The organism is Rasiella rasia (assembly GCF_011044175.1).
GTDB lineage: Bacteria > Bacteroidota > Bacteroidia > Flavobacteriales > Flavobacteriaceae > Marinirhabdus > Marinirhabdus rasia.
Genome location: NZ_CP049057.1, coordinates 2,998,973 through 3,016,577, shown reverse-complemented (window position 1 = coordinate 3,016,577; position 17,605 = coordinate 2,998,973). Strand labels below are relative to the sequence as shown.

The 17,605-nt window shown below is 37.1% G+C and carries 18 protein-coding genes; 11 read left to right on the top strand and 7 right to left on the bottom strand.

The features are described from left to right. Positions 1 to 98: 98 nt before the first annotated feature. From folP to G5B37_RS13360, 3 genes are read left to right on the top strand one after another with little or no spacing between them, the layout of a single operon-like run. Positions 99 to 878: a dihydropteroate synthase gene (folP, locus tag G5B37_RS13370; protein WP_164680528.1), complete on the top strand. Its 780-nt coding sequence runs from the start codon at positions 99 to 101 to the stop codon at positions 876 to 878. A 35-nt stretch (positions 879 to 913) separates the two neighbouring features. Beyond that, the gene (gene cdaA / locus G5B37_RS13365) at positions 914 to 1,687 is read left to right on the top strand and encodes a diadenylate cyclase CdaA (RefSeq protein ID WP_164680527.1); all 774 of its coding nucleotides are present in this window, start codon (positions 914 to 916) and stop codon (positions 1,685 to 1,687) included. 2 nt (positions 1,688 to 1,689) lie between these two features. Then, positions 1,690 to 2,535 (top strand): DUF3667 domain-containing protein, encoded by an 846-nt coding sequence (locus tag G5B37_RS13360; protein ID WP_164680526.1) that lies wholly within the window; start codon positions 1,690 to 1,692, stop codon positions 2,533 to 2,535. Here G5B37_RS13360 and G5B37_RS13355 read toward each other — a convergent pair. Both G5B37_RS13355 and truA read right to left on the bottom strand, forming a co-directional pair. Next, the gene (locus G5B37_RS13355) at positions 2,499 to 4,265 is read right to left on the bottom strand and encodes an ABC transporter ATP-binding protein (protein ID WP_164680525.1); all 1,767 of its coding nucleotides are present in this window, start codon (positions 4,263 to 4,265) and stop codon (positions 2,499 to 2,501) included. The two genes, G5B37_RS13360 and G5B37_RS13355, sit on opposite strands and share 37 nt — an antisense overlap. 21 nt (positions 4,266 to 4,286) lie before the next feature. Beyond that, on the bottom strand, positions 4,287 to 5,036 hold the full coding sequence (gene truA / locus G5B37_RS13350) for a tRNA pseudouridine(38-40) synthase TruA (protein WP_164680524.1): 750 nt from the start codon (positions 5,034 to 5,036) through the stop codon (positions 4,287 to 4,289). Positions 5,037 to 5,152: 116 nt separating this feature from the next. Here truA and G5B37_RS13345 point away from each other — a divergent pair, with 116 nt between their 5' ends. Beyond that, positions 5,153 to 5,644, top strand: a complete 492-nt coding sequence (locus G5B37_RS13345; RefSeq protein WP_164680523.1) for a metallophosphoesterase family protein — start codon at positions 5,153 to 5,155, stop codon at positions 5,642 to 5,644. A 79-nt stretch (positions 5,645 to 5,723) separates the two neighbouring features. Here the strand turns inward: G5B37_RS13345 and G5B37_RS13340 are convergent, their stop codons facing one another. Further along, complete coding sequence (locus G5B37_RS13340; protein WP_164680522.1) at positions 5,724 to 6,134, bottom strand: DUF4293 domain-containing protein; 411 nt, start codon at positions 6,132 to 6,134, stop codon at positions 5,724 to 5,726. 202 nt (positions 6,135 to 6,336) lie between these two features. On the opposite strand from G5B37_RS13340, the gene rho reads away from it, so the two are divergent. Further along, positions 6,337 to 8,025: a transcription termination factor Rho gene (rho, locus tag G5B37_RS13335; protein ID WP_164680521.1), complete on the top strand. Its 1,689-nt coding sequence runs from the start codon at positions 6,337 to 6,339 to the stop codon at positions 8,023 to 8,025. A gap of 74 nt (positions 8,026 to 8,099) precedes the next feature. Here the strand turns inward: rho and G5B37_RS13330 are convergent, their stop codons facing one another. Together G5B37_RS13330 and G5B37_RS13325 are read right to left on the bottom strand one after the other, a co-directional pair. After that, on the bottom strand, positions 8,100 to 9,296 hold the full coding sequence (locus tag G5B37_RS13330) for a T9SS type A sorting domain-containing protein (protein ID WP_164680520.1): 1,197 nt from the start codon (positions 9,294 to 9,296) through the stop codon (positions 8,100 to 8,102). A 97-nt stretch (positions 9,297 to 9,393) separates the two neighbouring features. After that, positions 9,394 to 10,209, bottom strand: a complete 816-nt coding sequence (locus G5B37_RS13325) for a T9SS type A sorting domain-containing protein (protein WP_164680519.1) — start codon at positions 10,207 to 10,209, stop codon at positions 9,394 to 9,396. A gap of 99 nt (positions 10,210 to 10,308) precedes the next feature. On the opposite strand from G5B37_RS13325, the gene G5B37_RS13320 reads away from it, so the two are divergent. Then, positions 10,309 to 12,063: a M14 family metallopeptidase gene (locus tag G5B37_RS13320; protein ID WP_164680518.1), complete on the top strand. Its 1,755-nt coding sequence runs from the start codon at positions 10,309 to 10,311 to the stop codon at positions 12,061 to 12,063. Here G5B37_RS13320 and G5B37_RS13315 read toward each other — a convergent pair. Then, positions 12,031 to 12,654: an NUDIX hydrolase gene (locus tag G5B37_RS13315; RefSeq protein ID WP_164680517.1), complete on the bottom strand. Its 624-nt coding sequence runs from the start codon at positions 12,652 to 12,654 to the stop codon at positions 12,031 to 12,033. The two genes, G5B37_RS13320 and G5B37_RS13315, sit on opposite strands and share 33 nt — an antisense overlap. Before the next feature lie 7 nt (positions 12,655 to 12,661). Between G5B37_RS13315 and pyrE the strand changes: the two genes are divergently transcribed. Both pyrE and G5B37_RS13305 read left to right on the top strand, forming a co-directional pair. After that, positions 12,662 to 13,315: an orotate phosphoribosyltransferase gene (gene pyrE, locus G5B37_RS13310; protein ID WP_164680516.1), complete on the top strand. Its 654-nt coding sequence runs from the start codon at positions 12,662 to 12,664 to the stop codon at positions 13,313 to 13,315. A gap of 18 nt (positions 13,316 to 13,333) precedes the next feature. Further along, entirely contained in the window at positions 13,334 to 13,726 is a 393-nt protein-coding gene (locus G5B37_RS13305; protein ID WP_164680515.1) for an SRPBCC family protein, read from the top strand. A gap of 5 nt (positions 13,727 to 13,731) precedes the next feature. Here G5B37_RS13305 and G5B37_RS13300 read toward each other — a convergent pair whose 3' ends face one another. Then, complete coding sequence (locus tag G5B37_RS13300) at positions 13,732 to 14,463, bottom strand: biotin--[acetyl-CoA-carboxylase] ligase (protein ID WP_164680514.1); 732 nt, start codon at positions 14,461 to 14,463, stop codon at positions 13,732 to 13,734. Positions 14,464 to 14,548: 85 nt separating this feature from the next. Here G5B37_RS13300 and rsfS point away from each other — a divergent pair, with 85 nt between their 5' ends. The 3 genes from rsfS to G5B37_RS13285 all read left to right on the top strand — a co-directional run bounded on the left by rsfS (position 14,549) and on the right by G5B37_RS13285 (position 17,605). Continuing rightward, positions 14,549 to 14,920: a ribosome silencing factor gene (gene rsfS, locus G5B37_RS13295; protein WP_164680513.1), complete on the top strand. Its 372-nt coding sequence runs from the start codon at positions 14,549 to 14,551 to the stop codon at positions 14,918 to 14,920. 15 nt (positions 14,921 to 14,935) lie between these two features. Beyond that, a complete protein-coding gene (ftsH, locus tag G5B37_RS13290) occupies positions 14,936 to 16,900 on the top strand; it encodes an ATP-dependent zinc metalloprotease FtsH (protein WP_164680512.1) in 1,965 nt (654 codons plus the stop codon). A gap of 105 nt (positions 16,901 to 17,005) precedes the next feature. After that, the gene (locus tag G5B37_RS13285; protein ID WP_164680511.1) at positions 17,006 to 17,605 is read left to right on the top strand and encodes an LUD domain-containing protein; all 600 of its coding nucleotides are present in this window, start codon (positions 17,006 to 17,008) and stop codon (positions 17,603 to 17,605) included.

Here is a 17,605-nt window from a genome sequence, read left to right as displayed (position 1 = left end):
TTAGAATTTGCGTAAATTTCGCTTAAATATCTTAAAATAGAAAATTGTACACACTTAATTGTAAGGGTAATTTAGTAGACCTGTCGATTCCTAAAATCATGGGAATAATTAACGTAACGCCCGATTCGTTTTACGATGGAGGTCGTACTACCATATTGAGAGATGTGATTGCTCAAGCTGAAAAAATGATGCGTCATGGCGCTACTTTTTTAGACATTGGTGGTTACAGCTCCAGACCAGGAAGTACTCATATTTCCGAAGAAGAAGAATTAAGCCGTGTTGTCCCAACTATTGAGGCCCTTAGTAAAGAATTTCCTGAAGCCTACCTTTCTATAGACACTTTTAGAAGCAAGGTGGCACTAAACGCTATAGCTGCTGGCGCCGGATTAGTAAACGACATAAGTGGTGGTTCGCTAGACGACGGTATGTTTACAACTGTTGCTAAACTTGGTGTTCCGTATATATTAATGCATCTAAAAGGGACTCCTCAATCCATGAATACTCATGCACAATACCAAAATATTACCAAAGAAGTATTGTATTATTTTTCGGAAAAAATAGCAAAAGCTAGAGCCGCTGGCATAAATGATATCATTGCAGATCCTGGTTTTGGGTTTTCAAAAACCCCCGAGCATAATTTTGAATTGCTACAGCATTTAGAGCTGTTTAAATCGTTAGAAACACCATATTTAGTAGGGATTTCAAGAAAATCAACAATTTACAAAACGCTGAACACATCCCCAGAAGAAGCCCTAAACGGAACCACAGTACTAAATACTGTAGCGCTTCTTAAAGGCGCAAGTATATTACGAGTACACGACGTAAAAGAAGCCGTTGAATGTGTAACCTTGTTACATGCAATGAACAATACAGACTAATTTTATACCTTTAACCACCTAAACGCACCGCCCTTTTGGACTTTTTTGACATACGTATCATTGACGGAATAGACATCGTGCTAGTTGCATTTTTGATGTACTATCTGTATAAGTTGGTTCGCGGTACTGTAGCCATCAATATTTTTGTAGGTATTGTAATTATCTATGCTATTTGGAGGCTAACCGAATTACTTCAGATGGAGTTGCTAAGTAAAATTCTTGGCGGATTTCTAGGTGTTGGAATGTTTGCTTTAATCGTAGTTTTTCAGCAGGAAATACGAAAGTTTTTACTCATGCTAGGCTCTACCAACTTTGCAGCCCGTAAAAAAATGTTGAGAAAATTCAATTTATTTTCTTCAGAAAAAGAGAATAAAACTGAAGTAGAAGCTATTTTAAAAGCATGTGTAAATATGAGTAAATCCCAAACAGGAGCGCTTATAGTTATTAAACGAAATAACAGTTTAGATTTTATTACTAACTCTGGTGACGAGATGAAGATTGAGGTAAACCAGCCCATTATTGAAAGTGTTTTTTATAAAAACAGTCCGTTGCATGATGGAGCCATGGTGATTGAAGAAAATACAATAACAGCAACTAGAGTTATACTTCCAGTGAGCAATGATCGTCGCATACCCCAACGATTTGGACTCAGACATAGAGCCGCTGTGGGAATCACCGAAAAAACCGACGCACTTTGTTTGGTGGTAAGCGAAGAAAATGGGCAAATATCGTATCTAAAAGAAGGAGACTTTGTGCTTTTTGAACATACAGAAGATTTACAACAACAACTTACACAAGATTTGAACTAACCATGGAATGTAAAAACTGTAAACAGCTCCTAAAAGAAAATGATAAATTCTGTAGTGCTTGTGGAGCTAAAGTCATTACTCAGCGCCTTACGTTTTCTACTTTACTATTTGAAGTAAGAGAACATGTTCTGAACCTTGAAAACAACAGGCCCTTACATACTTTTATCGATTTATTTATACGACCAAAAAAAGTAGTTGATGGTTTTGTTAATGGGGTTAGAAAAAGATATATCAACCCATTTGGATATATGACCGTTGCTGTAACCCTGTTTGGATTGTTTTTATTCTTTTTTATCGAGGATTATGGGGCTGCTATGTCAACTATTTCTACTTCAATGAACGGTGCTGAAATTCAAAATGAATTGTCGCATAAAATCAATAACATTACTCTAAAATACCAATCCTTATTATTTTTCCTATTTATTCCCTTTTTAGCATTAATTTCTAAATTAGTTTTCCTTAAAAACAAGAAATATAATTATTTCGAGCACTTAATAATTAACACCTACGGACAAGCACATATTTCAATATCTGCTACGATAATTTATTTTGCAACAATTTGGTTTGAATCAGTGTTCGGTACTATCGCAGGTCTAATCACCTTCGTTAATATTATTTATTTTGCCTATTTATTTAAAACCTTGTACTCGTTATCTTTTTGGCAAATATTTCTAAAAACGTTATTATTCATAGTTATTTTAATTCCGTTTATAATTGCAGCAGGAATAGGCATGTGGGTTGTTCTTTTACTTTCTGGGCAGATATCATTACAGGAGTTAATGGAAATGCAAAAAGCGCAACAAGGCATAAGCTATATCGCCTCTTCTATCATAAACTGGACTTCGTAGAGATTTTTGTAGTACCCATTTGGCAGTGCAAGCAACTCTTTATGTGTGCCTGATTCTACAATTTTACCGGCATCCATCACCAAAATCTTGTCTGCCTTTTTTATGGTAGCCAATCGGTGCGCAATAACAATAGAAGTGCGCCCTTCCGTAATTTTGTCTGTGGCTGCCTGTATCATTTCTTCAGAATAGGTGTCTATAGAAGAAGTTGCTTCGTCTAAAATCAAAATACTTGGATTACTCACATATGCTCTTAAAAAGGCTATGAGTTGGCGCTGACCAGAAGAAAGCATACTCCCGCGTTCCTTTACATTGTAGTGGTACCCATTAGGCAATGATTTTATAAATTTATGTACGCCTATTTCTTTTGCTGCAGCAATTACTTCTTCTTCGGAAATGGTCGCATCATTTAGCGTGATATTGTTTAAAATAGTATCTGCAAATAAAAATACATCTTGTAGCACCACCGCAATCTGACTTCTTAATGAAGTTATGGTATACTCTTTTATATCGGTTTTATCTATCGAAATTGTCCCGCTGTTAATTTCGTAAAATCGATTTAACAAATTAATAATTGTAGATTTCCCGGCTCCAGTAGCTCCAACTATAGCAACCGTTTCTCCAGGATAGACTTCAAAAGAAATATCTTTAATTACCTCTTCGTTTTCATTGTAGCCAAAACGCACATTCTTGAAAGAAATAGAGCCCTTAGCGTTGGTTAATAGTTCGGTTCCTTTGTTAGAGATATGCGACTCTGTATCTAAAATTCCGAAAACACGGTTGGCAGCAACCATACCCATTTGCAACGTATTAAACTTATCTGCAATTTGGCGTAACGGCCTAAATAACATTTGAGAATACTGAATGAAGGCAGTTACTATTCCCAATGTAATCACTCCACCTTCGGCTGCATTTAAACCACCATACCAAACCACAAGACCTATAGCAATACTCGAGGCCATTTCAGCAATAGGAAAAAAGATAGAGTTGTACCAAACTGTTTTTACCCAAGCCTTTTTGTGTTTCTGATTAATTTCATTAAATCGCTTGTGCTCGGTAGCTTCTCTTGTAAAAATCTGAACAATCTTCATTCCTGTTATTCGCTCCTGAACAAAAGAATTTAGGTTTGCCACTTGATTTCTAACCTCTTCAAATGCCACCTTCATGGCTCGCTGAAACACGCGTGTAGCATACAAAATAAGAGGGAGTACTGCAAAAATAATCAATGACAGACGCCAGCTTTTATACAGCATAAATCCAGCAATGGCAGCCATTTTTAGCAAGTCACTTATAATCATAAAAAGTCCTTGACTAAAAATAGATGAGATGGTTTCAATATCGTTTACCGCGCGTGTTGTTAGGCGTCCCACAGCACTTTTATCGTAGTACTGCATCTTAAAGCTGGTCATAAGCTTAAAGAGCTTTACTCTAATATCTTTAATTACATTTTGCCCAAGCCAATTAGCGTAAAAAATAAACGAAAACTGAAACAATACTTCCAATAACAGTACTGCCAACATTGCCATTAGATAGTATTGTAACAACGGCAAGTCTTTATTAAAAAGGGCATTGTCTATAGCCTGTTGCAATAGATGTGGGGTTAGCACTGCCAATCCAGACATAGCAATAGCTGCGAACGCTACAAAGTAGAAGGTAAGACGGTATGTGTTGGTAAATGCCAACAGCCTTCTAAATAATTTAAAATCGAATGCCTTACCTGAATCTTTGGCCATAGTTGTGTCTAGTTGGGGCTTTTAATTTTTTATAAAAATTGTATTAGGATACGTCACTTTTGTTAGGTAAAGACCGTGTGCTGGTGCCGAAGCTCCTGCATTTTTTCTGTCTTTACTAGCAATAATCTCATGCAATTCTGCCAAGCTTGTCTTACCGAAACCTACGTCTAAGAGTGTTCCTACAATCGCTCGTACCATATTTCGCAAAAAACGATTGGCAGTTATAGTGAAACGCAACCCTTTCTGATCTATTTCCCACACCGCCTTGGTAATATCACAAAGGTAAGTCTTTACGTCGGTGTTAGAACGTGAAAAGCATTGAAAATCACTATAGCCTAATAGGATTTTAGCCGCCTCGTTCATTAAGTCAACATTAGGTGTTTGATAAATTTGGTAGGCCAATTCTTGCTGAAATGGATCTTTACGCAACGCAATAAAGTACTGGTATTCTCTTTCGGTAGCATCAAATCTAGCATGAGCCGTATCATTCACCTGCCGAATGCTCTCTACGGAAATATCCTTTGGCAAAAATGAGTTTAGTTTAAACTTTGTCTCCTCAATATTCGAAATGGCATCTATGTCTGTATGCGCAAATATTTGTTTGGCGTGTACACCTGTGTCTGTTCTTCCTGCCCCAATAATTTTTATGTCGGTTCTAAAAAATGTGGATAGCGTTTGTTCCAAAACACCTTGCACACTTATAGCTTCTGGCTGAATTTGCCAACCATGATAGTTTGTTCCGTTGTAGGCTATTTCAAAAAAGTAACGCAATCTTGAGAATTAAAATTTCAGCAAAAATACAAAATGATTAAAGACCGAAGCTTGGAGATTTCTTAATGTTAGTTGAAGAGCAGCAAAATAAAATTATCTTTGTTGAAAAGAATTACTTGACCAAAATTTTACTCCTTAGCGACACCCATAGTTTTATTGACGATATGGTATTAAAATATGTGAAGCAAGCCGATGAGGTATGGCATGCAGGTGACATTGGCGATTTAAAAGTTACAGATACATTAAAGAGTCTACGACCACTTAGAGCTGTTTACGGTAATATAGATACTGCCGAAGCAAGAACAGAATTCCCTTTAGACAATAAATTTATGTGTGAAAAAGTATCTGTGTGGATTACCCATATTGGTGGCTACCCAGGACATTATAATAAACGCATACGCGAAGCCTTAAAAATTAACACTCCTCGCCTCTTTATTACGGGACATTCTCATATTTTAAAGGTAATGCCAGACAAGAAGTTAAACCTCCTACATATGAATCCTGGGGCTATTGGTAAACACGGATTTCATAAAGTACGTACAATGCTTCGTTTTGAAATTGACGGGAGAGAAATAAAGAATTTAGAAGTTATTGAGCTCGCTCGATAGTTTTAGATTGGTTATAACAAAAAAACCCTTGAAGATGGCATTCTTCAAGGGTTCTGCACTAATAATACTAAGCAATAGTTTAGCGTAAACGGTCAACAGATTTTACGAGATCTTCATCCTTTTTGATGGCCTTATTGGCCAACACTAATAAAACGATAGAGATGATAGGAAGTAACACCCCAATACCCTTCTCAGAAACCAACGTTTCTCCGGATATCTTTAGTGACCTGTATACGAAAACTCCCAGTAATACAAAGTTAGATATGATGTTTAAACGGTTGAGTACAAACTGTAACTGCCGCTTTTTAAAACTCAAAATTGAAATCACAGCCAAAGCAATAGACACAAATACAAGTCCGAAAACCAAATATTCATCTCTTGCAATAACTACAGTACCTGCTTCATCTGTTATGTTCGGAAACCAAACATAAAGCCCTGCCATTACTAAGGCAGAAACAAAAATATAAACGGTTTGAATACGTTGTAACATAACTAGGCTATAAAGCGGTAGCAAAAATAGGGTTTCTTTTTGAAATTTTTAAGCCTTCAATTTAAATTATTGTCGTATTATTGTAACATCTATTCGTAACCATCTCAAAAAAGGTTACTTAGTCTTCAAATTATTTTCAAGAATAACATCTTCAAAAAAGAAACGATTTTTCAAAATCAACTAAACATTATTCACATACTACATGTTAGAAATTTCAGAATTAAAGGCAAAGAAGTTACCTGAACTTCAAGAACTTGCAAAAACACTAAGCGTACCTAAGTACAGAAGCTTAAAAAAATTAGATTTAGTATATCAAATATTAGATTACCAAGCCGCTAACCCTAATGTGGTAAAGGCAGTGGTACAGGAAGAAAAAACATCAACTTCAGCTCCTTCTAAACCTAAAGAAGAGAAACAAGCGCGTGCGCCAAAACCTCGTGCGCCTAGAAACAACAATAGGGACCAGTCTAAAGACACTAAAGTTTCCGAAGAAACTAAGAACGCAGATTCGCGAAAGAACACACATCGCTCAGAATCTAAGAAGGACGATACCCATAAATCTTCTAACCAGAAGCAAAATAACGACACTAAGCAGTCTAATGACAAAAATGACAAGCGCGACTCTCGTGACTCTAATGACAAAAGGCAGCGCAATCAAAAAGACAACAACAAGAATAACCGAAACGACAATCGCAACAACCGTAATAACGGCAATCAGCACAAAAACAACGGTAATAAAGACACTCGCAATAGATACAAGGAGCCCGACTACGAATTTGATGGGATTATAGAAAGCGAAGGAGTTTTAGATATCATGCAAGACGGCTACGGTTTCTTGCGTTCAAGCGATTATAATTACTTATCATCTCCAGACGATATTTATGTTTCACAATCTCAAATTAGACTGTTTGGTCTAAAAACAGGAGATACTGTATTAGGAGAAGTACGACCTCCAAAAGAAGGTGAAAAATATTTTCCTCTTATTAAGGTAAACAAAATTAATGGGCTTAATCCGAACGTGGTGCGTGACCGTGTTTCTTTCGAACACCTTACACCACTTTTCCCGCAAGAGAAATTTAATCTTGCAGATAAGCAAAACACCATTTCTACACGTATTATCGATTTATTTGCGCCAATAGGTAAAGGACAACGAGGTATGATTGTTTCGCAACCTAAAACTGGTAAAACAATGTTGCTTAAAGATATTGCGAATGCAATTGCAGCAAATCATCCAGAAGTATACCAAATGATTCTTTTAATTGATGAGCGTCCAGAAGAAGTAACAGACATGCAACGTAATGTGCAAGGTGAAGTTATAGCCTCTACGTTCGACAAAGAGCCTTCTGAGCATGTGCGTATTGCTAATTTGGTTATAGAGAAAGCCAAACGACTCGTAGAGTGCGGTCATGATGTAGTTATTCTATTAGACTCTATTACACGTTTAGCTCGTGCGTACAACACCGTTCAACCTGCCAGCGGAAAAATTCTTTCTGGAGGTGTAGACGCTAATGCACTAAACAAACCAAAACGATTCTTTGGTGCTGCTCGTAATATTGAAAATGGTGGATCTTTAAGTATCATTGCTACAGCGCTTACTGAAACTGGAAGTAAGATGGACGAAGTAATTTTTGAAGAATTTAAAGGAACAGGTAACATGGAATTACAATTGGATCGTAAAATATCGAACCGTCGTATTTTCCCAGCGATCGACCTTACTTCTTCTAGTACACGTCGAGACGACTTGTTACTTGACGAAAAGACCATTCAACGTATGTGGGTGATGCGAAAGTACTTGGCAGATATGAACCCTGTAGAAGCAATGGAGTTTATAAATGACAGATTTAGACAAACTAAAAATAATGAAGAGTTTCTTATCTCTATGAATGGATAAGAAACCTTAATTATATTGAACTAAAAAAGCCTTACAGAAACTGTAAGGCTTTTTTTATTTAATTGTGTTCTAAATTATTGCTTCACTATCTTTTCTGTAATCGTACCTGCAGATGTTTTAAGGTTAAGCAAATAAACCCCTCTAGGTAAATGTGAAACACTCATGCTACCATTTACCAATCGAGCTCCTGTATCCTTGCCTAAAACATCATAAAGCACAGCATTTTGTACTTCGATAGATCCAGGAGTTTTTATGTTTACTATTTCCGAAGCAGGATTTGGAAATATAGCTACTTGACTAATCTGGTTTTCACCTACTCCAGCAGTTGCAGGAACACCAGCAACTGAGAACATTCCAAATTCGGCATCTAACGGTCCAGTATCACCAACTAGAGTCGCAGCTCCTGTGGTCATATCTACAGTATGCACACCACCTGTACCTCCACCAGTATAAGCAGCCATATAGAGAATATTTGTTTCAGGATCTATGGTTGCCTCTTGTGCAAAGCCAATATCAATTCCTAACGGACCAACATCTATTGCGCCTCCAGATAATAGATCGATAGAATAAAATAAGTCATCAGTAATATTTGCACCCCAAGCGTTACCGTCGTTGTCTATTACCAACCAAATCATACTTCCAGCAACTCCAAACGAACCTACTTCTGTAAGCGCCCCTGTACCCGTGTCTAATGTAAATAGACGTGTAGCAGAAGAAACATACATGGTATTCGATGTAAAGTCGAATGCCATACCTGTTGGCGTCTCGCCATTGAGAATTCCAAGTGCATCACCAATAACAGCTACTGTACCGTCTGTAGGGTCTATAGTCACAATATTCCTACTTAATGGATCATCATTTACATCGTTTAGAAATTCCATTGCATACAATACTCCTGCAGCGTCAAAATCGTCTGCAAAACAGGTTATTGGAAAAGGGTCTACTATGGGATCAATAGAGAACGGTGGATCACCAGCCATAGTTCCAAATACATCATCCCCTCTCACATTAAGTACAGAATATACACTTGGATTTCTGTTGGCTCCAAAAGAAACAGTTGTTGCTGCATTCTCGGCCTGTGTAGTAAGGTGATTAAATAAAATGGTTTGTTCTTCTGCGTTAAACTTAGAAGAAATCACCATATCTATAGACAGTGGTGAATCTGAATAGCTGTCTAAGCGATCTAAGAGAACACCAAGCTCCCCAGTGTTTTGCGCATTAAGAGAAATCATTCCCAGAGCGCACATGAGTACAAGTACATAGTTTTTCATATTGTTTTAGTTAATGATTTACTCATTAAATATAGGCAAAAAAAAAGTCCTGCAAATTGCAGGACTTTCTTATAATGTATTTGATATTACATCGAGCTTACTGCTTGATGATTTTCTCAGTAATTGAACCAGCAGAAGTTCTTACATTTAACATGTAAACACCTCTAGCGAAGTTTGAAGTATTGATAGTTCCGTTCTCTAAACGAGCACCAGTATCTTTACCTAAAATATCGTATACAGATACACCTTCGATAGTTACGTTAGATGGTACACGTACGTTGATAACGTCTGTTGCAGGGTTAGGGAAGATAGATACTGCATCAGCAATATTATCGTTAACACCTAATACTGAATCTCCAGTTGCTTGAATTTCCCAGTCATTTGGAAGGAAGTCAGCTAAATCAACTGGACCAGCGATACCACATCCGTTTACCCATGAAATACCAGTTCCTGTTTCGTTAGTTCCAATAGCAGCGATAGTTACACCATCATCTGGGAATTGAACTTCAACAACAACCTCAGAATCTCCAGGTACTTGAGCGTTCATTGCTACCATGTAAATAGTTCCTTCAGTTCCAGGAGCCATATTTTGAATAGCAGACTCAACTAAAGTTAATGTTCCAGTTGGGTAAGGTGCATCAGTTGTGTAAACATTTACAACAGCATCTAAACCAGCTGCAGGAGCATTGTTTAATGCAGAAGCATAAAAACGAACTTCAGAAATTAAGAAATCCATAGAAGCGTCAACACCGAAATCTCCTAATACGAAAGAGTAACTTCCGTCAATAGCACCAGGTGCAGCGTTATCGCATAACACACCACTATCGATAGAACCGTCTGTGTAAGCTAAATCTGTTTGTGCAAAAGTTGTTGCTCCAATTGCAAGAGCTAACATTAAAGTAATTTTTTTCATAATAATTATGTATTTAAGTTTAATATTGAATTACAAATATAAAAAACCATTTCAATTAACAATGGAAATTTTTATAAATTTAGCAAAAAAAAGAGAATTATGGCAGCACTCACAAGACTTTATCTTATAATCAGCATCTTACTATTTTGCAGCTGCACAACAAAAAATAAACCTGATGAAATTGATTTTACCACCTTGTTTGAAACATCTGGAGGCACAGAAACCCCAGAGTATGCCGAAGTAATTAAATTTTATGAGAATTTGTCTGAAGTTTACAATGCTGTTGCACTTTACACCATGCAAGACACAGACAGTGGCCACCCCCTCCACTTAGTAACCTTTAACCCCGACAGAAGTTTCGAATCTGAATTCTCTCGTGACAACGAAAAAAGTATTCTGCTTGTAAATAATGGTATTCACCCAGGTGAAAGTGATGGTATTGATGCCTCCATGATGCTGATTAGAGATTTAGCACAAGGAAAAATAGCGACACCCAAAAACACTATAATTGCTGTTATACCCGTATACAACATTGGCGGAGCTCTAAACCGAAATTCAACCACAAGAACCAATCAGAATGGTCCAGTGGCGTATGGATTTAGAGGAAATGCTCGAAATTACGACCTGAACAGAGACTTTATTAAATCGGATACCAAAAATGCAAAGGCATTTGCCAACCTCTTTAGAATCGTAAAACCCGATTATTTTATAGACAACCACGTTAGCAACGGGGCAGATTACCAATACACATTAACTCACCTATTTACCCAGCACAATAAATTAGGAGGAAAATTAGGAGATTACCTCCACACCTCCCTAATGCCTAAACTTGAAGATAGCCTACAACAAAACAACTGGGATATTACACCTTATGTGAATGTTTTTAACCAATCTCCAGAAAAAGGATTTACTCAGTTTATGGACTCACCTAGATATTCTACCGGATACACTACCCTATTTGGCACGGTGGGCATGATGGTAGAAACGCATATGCTAAAACCTTATAAGCAACGAGTAGAAGGCACTTATAAATTAATGCAACAATTTGTTGAAATCGTAGATAAAGATGCTTTACTGGTAAGAAATCTTCGGAAAATTGATGCCGATTTATACAAACCAGGCAACACATACCCGCTACAATGGAAGGTTGATACTTCTAAAACAACAACATTGAACTTTAAGGGTTATGAAGCTAAAATGATTCCTAGTACTATAACTGGAAAATCACGTCTTAAATTTAACCGAAATCAACCTTACACAAGAGCTACGACCTACTACAATAATTTTGCACCATCTGCTAGTATAACAATTCCTAAACAATATATTGTACCAAAAGGTTATTGGAATGTTATCGATCTTTTAAAGCAAAACAAAATACAGTACGAACGTGTACAAAAAGACACCCTAATCACCGCAGAAGTGTATACCATAAAGGACTATAACACACGAACCAGTCCGTACGAGGGGCACTACCCGCACTACAACACTATTGTTTCTAAAAAGACTGAAAGTGTTGCTATTAAAAAAGGAGATTATATTTTTGACACAGAACAAGAAGGTGTTCGCTACCTCCTAGAAACTTTAGAGCCAGCAGCTGTCGACTCATTTTTTAATTGGAATTTTTTCGATGCCATACTACAACAAAAAGAAGGGTTTTCTCCCTACGTTTGGGAAGATAAAGCCGCAGCGTTTTTAGCTGAAAACCCAAAAATTAAAGCAGAACTTGAAGCCAAGAAAAGTGAAGATGAAAAATTTAATGCCAATTGGTATGCACAACTAGATTGGATTCATAAAAAGTCTCCCAACTACGAAACTGCCCATTTAAGATACCCTATCATTAGGGTGGGTGGTTAAATATTCCTTCGGAAAAAGTAATTTAATGTTTTCGTAAGAGTCTAAAAGTGCCTTTTGAGTTTTTTCAAAGTTCTTCCAGCGCACTTTTTTAATTCCCTCATTGGTTTCAGGAATTAGTTCACCATCATAATCTGTGTACATCTCGTACCAATACGTAACCTTAAGTTTAAATTTATTATTTCGTTTAAATACGTGGTAGGTCTTTTTTAAAAATCTCTTAATCTGCAAATCCTGAACCCCCGTTTCCTCCATTGTTTCTCTAATGGCTGCCTCTTCATGACTCTCCCCTTTTTCTTTTTTCCCTTTTGGAAGATCCCATTTAGAATTTCTTCTAATAAATAAAATCTCTTTCTTCGAATTAAAAACCATACCTCCTCCTGCTTCTACAACTTTCAATTTTTTAAATAAAAACTTCTCAAGTTTTTCCGGATTCTTATGGTACAGATTCACATACAACAATTCGCCATCATTGATTTTTCTAACGATTTTTTTAAAACGTGCGAGCTTAATTGGAATGGACTTATACTGTTTTCCAATATTTTTCTCAGTAGATAAAATGATTGGAATCTCTTTGACAAAAACTTTATACATTTGCAGTATGATTTTACATAAAGAAACAGCACAAAAAACTGCTGAATTATTGCTGCAAATTAATGCAATAAAATTGCAACCACAAAACCCTTTTACATGGGCTTCTGGCTGGAAGTCGCCAATTTATTGCGACAACCGCATAACACTTTCATATCCAACAATTAGGAACTACCTAAGAGAACAAATGGCAAAACAAGTAGAAGAATGCTATGGCAAGCCAGACGCTATTGCAGGGGTTGCTACGGGTGCTATTGGTATTGGCATGTTAGTTGCAGATTACCTCAATGTACCGTTCTGTTATGTGCGTCCGGAAGCAAAAAAACACGGAAGACAAAACCAAATTGAAGGACACGTAGAAAAAGGCAGCAATGTTGTTGTTATTGAAGATTTAATTAGCACAGGAAAAAGTAGCCTGATGGCCGTTGGCGCTCTTAAAGAGGCTGGGGTTAATGTAAAAGGCATGTTAGCGATATTCTCTTATGGTTTTGATACCGCTGTAGAAAACTTCACTAAAAACGAGGTTACTCTAAATACACTTAGCGACTATAAAAATCTTCTCATACAGGCAGAGAAATCAAATTATATAAGCGCAGACGAAACCGCTGTTCTTTCACAATGGAGAGAAAACCCTGCTACTTGGAACCCTGTTGTAAACTCTTAAAATTTCCGAAGAAAACATATGAAACTTGAAAGTAAAAAAGTAACCGTAAAAAAAGGAACTGAAGATTTATGTGCTTTTCTAAGTGATGTAAAAAACTTCGAGCAATTAATGCCAGAAAACACTAGTAAATTTGAAATTATTAGGGAGAATGCATTTGTTTTTGCCTTGAAAGGTATGCCAGAAATTGCGTTAGAGGTAAAGGAAGTAAATGCTCCAAACCAAGTTGTGCTTGGCGCTATAAGCGACAAATTACCCTTTACACTTACTGGAAATATTACCGAACTCACAGACAATACCGCAGAGGCTGTCTTGTTATTTGAAGGAGATTTTAACCCTATGATGCAAATGATGATTAAGGGCCCAATTACTAAATTCATCGAAACCTTGGCAACAAATCTCGAACAAGCCTAACCATTTCAGTACAATAGCTTCACCTCTTTTAAGCCGTAATGACTCCATTGGTCATCGTCGTGCTCTACTGTTAGCAACCCATCTAACGTGACACCACGAATACGTCCGTTTTTTTGAATTCCGTTTGGGGTTTCAAAGACAGAAATACGGTCTTTTCTAAACAGCACAGATTCGTACGCTTTTTTTACTTCGGAAATATCCTGCCGTGCAATAGTGCTAAGTTTATAAAATACTGCAGTTGCAATATCGTGTAATAGCTTGTCTATCTGAAACGTTTTTCCAGTAGCAAGTTTCATAGAAGTTGCTTGAGGTAACGCATTGAATTCTGTCTCATTTACATTTAAGCCTATTCCTATGACGGAAGAGGCCAAATGCGGTCCTTTTAACGAATTTTCAACTAAAATACCTGCCAACTTGTGTTGTCGTGACATTATGTCGTTAGGCCATTTTATAGATAAGTCAGGAATTTTATACTCAACAAGCACCTCATACAAGGCTAGCGAGACACAAAAACTAAGTAGGGTTTGTTGTGCTATTAGAACAGATTCGAATTGCTTAAACATGCTAAATGTCAAGCTTTTAGAAGGCTGACTTTGCCAGCCGGCACCGTGTTGGCCACGTCCATTTAGCTGTCTAGTTGCAACCACCACTACTTCATCCTGAAACGGTGCAGTCTTTACCAGCTCTTTAAGGTAAGAATTGGTAGAGTCAATGGCACTAAGTTTGATTAGTTTCAATAGAATTAATTTATATAGTACTTGCGCACGAGTATCGCCTTAAAGAAACAAAAAAGTGATAACTTTGCATAAATAAAAGAATTGAATGTCTGAAAAAGAAACAGGAACCGACATACTTGTTGCCCACATTATTAAAGGTATTGAAGAAGTCAAGGGACAAAATATTGAAATTCTGGACCTTAGAGAGATTGAAAATACCGTTTGCGATTACTTCATTATCTGCGATGGAACCTCAAACACACAGGTGAATGCCATTGTAAATTCAATACAAAAAACAGTTAGTAAAAGCATCCATGAAAAAGCATGGAACATTGAAGGAGCCGATAACGCCGAATGGATATTAATGGATTACGTACATGTTGTTGTACACGTATTTCAAAAACATATTCGTGAGTTTTACGATATTGAAGGCCTTTGGGGAGATGCAAAAACTGTAAAAATAGAAACCACTTACTAAAACGAAAAACGCCGTATGGCCAAAGAAAATAAGAAACCCGAAGTGCGTAAGCCTAAATTTAATTATATCTGGATTTATGCCATTATATTTATTGTTGTCATTCTTTTTAGTCAAGTTTTTAGCGGCGGATTAACACAGCCTGCGAAAACGACACAGTCAGATTTTCAGAAATTTCTGAAGCAAGGCGATATTGAAAAGGTTGAAATCGTAAACAAAAAAGTAGCGAAAATTTACCTTACCCCAGAAGCAAAAAGTAAACAAGAGCATTCTAAAAAGAACAGTAATAGTTTACTTTCGCCAGGCGCCAACGAGGCATCGTATCAATTCGAGTTTGGAGATTTACAGAACTTCGAAAACAGCGTAAACCAAATCAAAGCCGAAAATGGTTTAACCACAAAAATAGTTTGGGACACAGAAACTAATTTATTGGCCGAATTCCTACCATCTATTATCTTTTTTGCGGTAATTATTGGTATTTGGATTTTCATTATGCGACGTATGTCTGCCGGAGCAGGCGGCGGAGCAGGCGGGCAGATTTTTAATATCGGAAAGTCTAAAGCGAAACTATTTGACGAAAAAACCGACGTAAAAACTTCATTTAAAGATGTTGCCGGACTTGAAGGAGCTAAAGAGGAAGTACAAGAAATAGTAGATTTCTTAAAAAATCCTGACAAATACACCTCGCTTGGGGGTAAAATACCAAAAGGTGCATTGTTAGTAGGTCCTCCAGGAACAGGAAAAACATTACTTGCCCGTGCCGTGGCTGGTGAAGCGCAAGTACCTTTTTTCTCGCTTTCTGGGTCAGATTTTGTGGAGATGTTTGTAGGAGTAGGTGCTTCAAGAGTACGAGACCTATTCAAACAAGCCAAAGAAAAATCACCTTCTATTATTTTTATAGACGAAATAGACGCTATTGGTCGTGCACGAGGAAAAAACAACTTCTCTGGCTCTAACGACGAACGTGAAAACACCCTTAACCAGCTGCTAACCGAAATGGACGGCTTTGGAACCAATACCAACGTAATTGTTGTTGCAGCAACCAACCGTGCAGATGTATTAGATAAAGCCTTAATGCGAGCTGGACGTTTTGACAGACAGATTTATGTAGACTTGCCAGATGTACGCGAACGTAAAGAAATATTTGAAGTACACCTTCGCCCAATTGTTCAGGATGATTCGCTAGACACAGATTTCTTAGCGAAGCAAACTCCTGGGTTTTCAGGAGCAGATATTGCCAATGTATGTAATGAGGCAGCTCTTATTGCAGCTAGAAAAGAAAAGAAAGCCGTTACAAAACAAGATTTCTTAGACGCTGTAGATAGAATTGTAGGTGGATTAGAAAAGAAAAACAAGATTATTACACCAGATGAGAAAAAAGCAATTGCCTTTCATGAAGCTGGTCATGCCACGGTGAGTTGGATGCTAGAACATGCAGCTCCATTAGTGAAGGTAACCATAGTTCCTAGAGGACAATCGCTAGGTGCAGCTTGGTATCTACCTGAAGAACGACTTATTGTGCGTCCAGAGCAAATGTTAGACGAAATGTGCGCTACTATGGGTGGCCGTGCAGCAGAAAAGGTAATTTTCAATAAAATCTCTACTGGCGCTTTAAGCGACTTAGAAAAAGTGACCAAACAAGCACGAGCGATGGTAACTATTTACGGTTTAAATGAGAAAATTGGAAACTTAACCTATTACGATTCATCGGGACAATCTGACTATAATTTTAGCAAGCCGTATAGCGAAAAGACTGCAGAAATGATCGATAAGGAAATTTCAGCAATCATAGAAGAGCAATACCAACGTGCTATTAAATTATTGGAAGACAACAAAGACAAGCTTAGCTTGTTGGCAGAAGAATTACTTGAAAAAGAGGTTATTTTTAAAGAAAGCCTAGAGCGTATTTTTGGAGAGCGACCCTTTAAAAAACCTGTCGATATTCCACTTACTAAACCAACAATAGAAAAAGAAGAAGAGTAATTTTTGGTGTAAGTTTGTTAAGTTTAAGTAAGATGCACATAACTTCACATTAGATTTTTTATCTTTGAAGAATAACGTACTCTAAATTCCTCAATAGATTGCTATATGAGTCTGTTTAAAAGACTTCTAAAGACTACTAAGCAATCGGCTTCTAAGAAGAAAGTCGATCACGGGAAGTATTACCCTGAAGAGAAACTTCCAATAGATGAAAAATTCACCTATAACTTCAATAAAAACGGTGGTAAATTTCTGTATTGTGAAAATCTTGAGGAGCTTCTTGAAGTATTTGACAACATTTTGTTAGAAAACGACTGGTATGAAAAAGAGGTGTTCTGTATTAACGAGCAACTCACTTCTCGATTTGATGGCTTTAATCTAACCTTCACCAAAAAGAACAATGCTACTTTTTTTCTCTCTACATGCGAAAGTTTAGTTGCAACCAACGGTTCTATTTTGTTGTCGTCTAACCAGATGAAAGAGAAGAAACTTCACGAGTTACCCGATAACGTTGTAATCTTTGCAACCACAAGTCAATTAGTTGATACTATTAGTGAAGGGCTTCGTATTATAAAGAACCAATGCAAAGGAAAAATACCTAGCAATATCACTACTATTAAAGACTTTGAAAGCGAAAAAGAAAAGGACTTCATGAGTTATGGAAGTAGCACAAAAAACCTATATTTGCTGCTACTGGAAGACCTATAA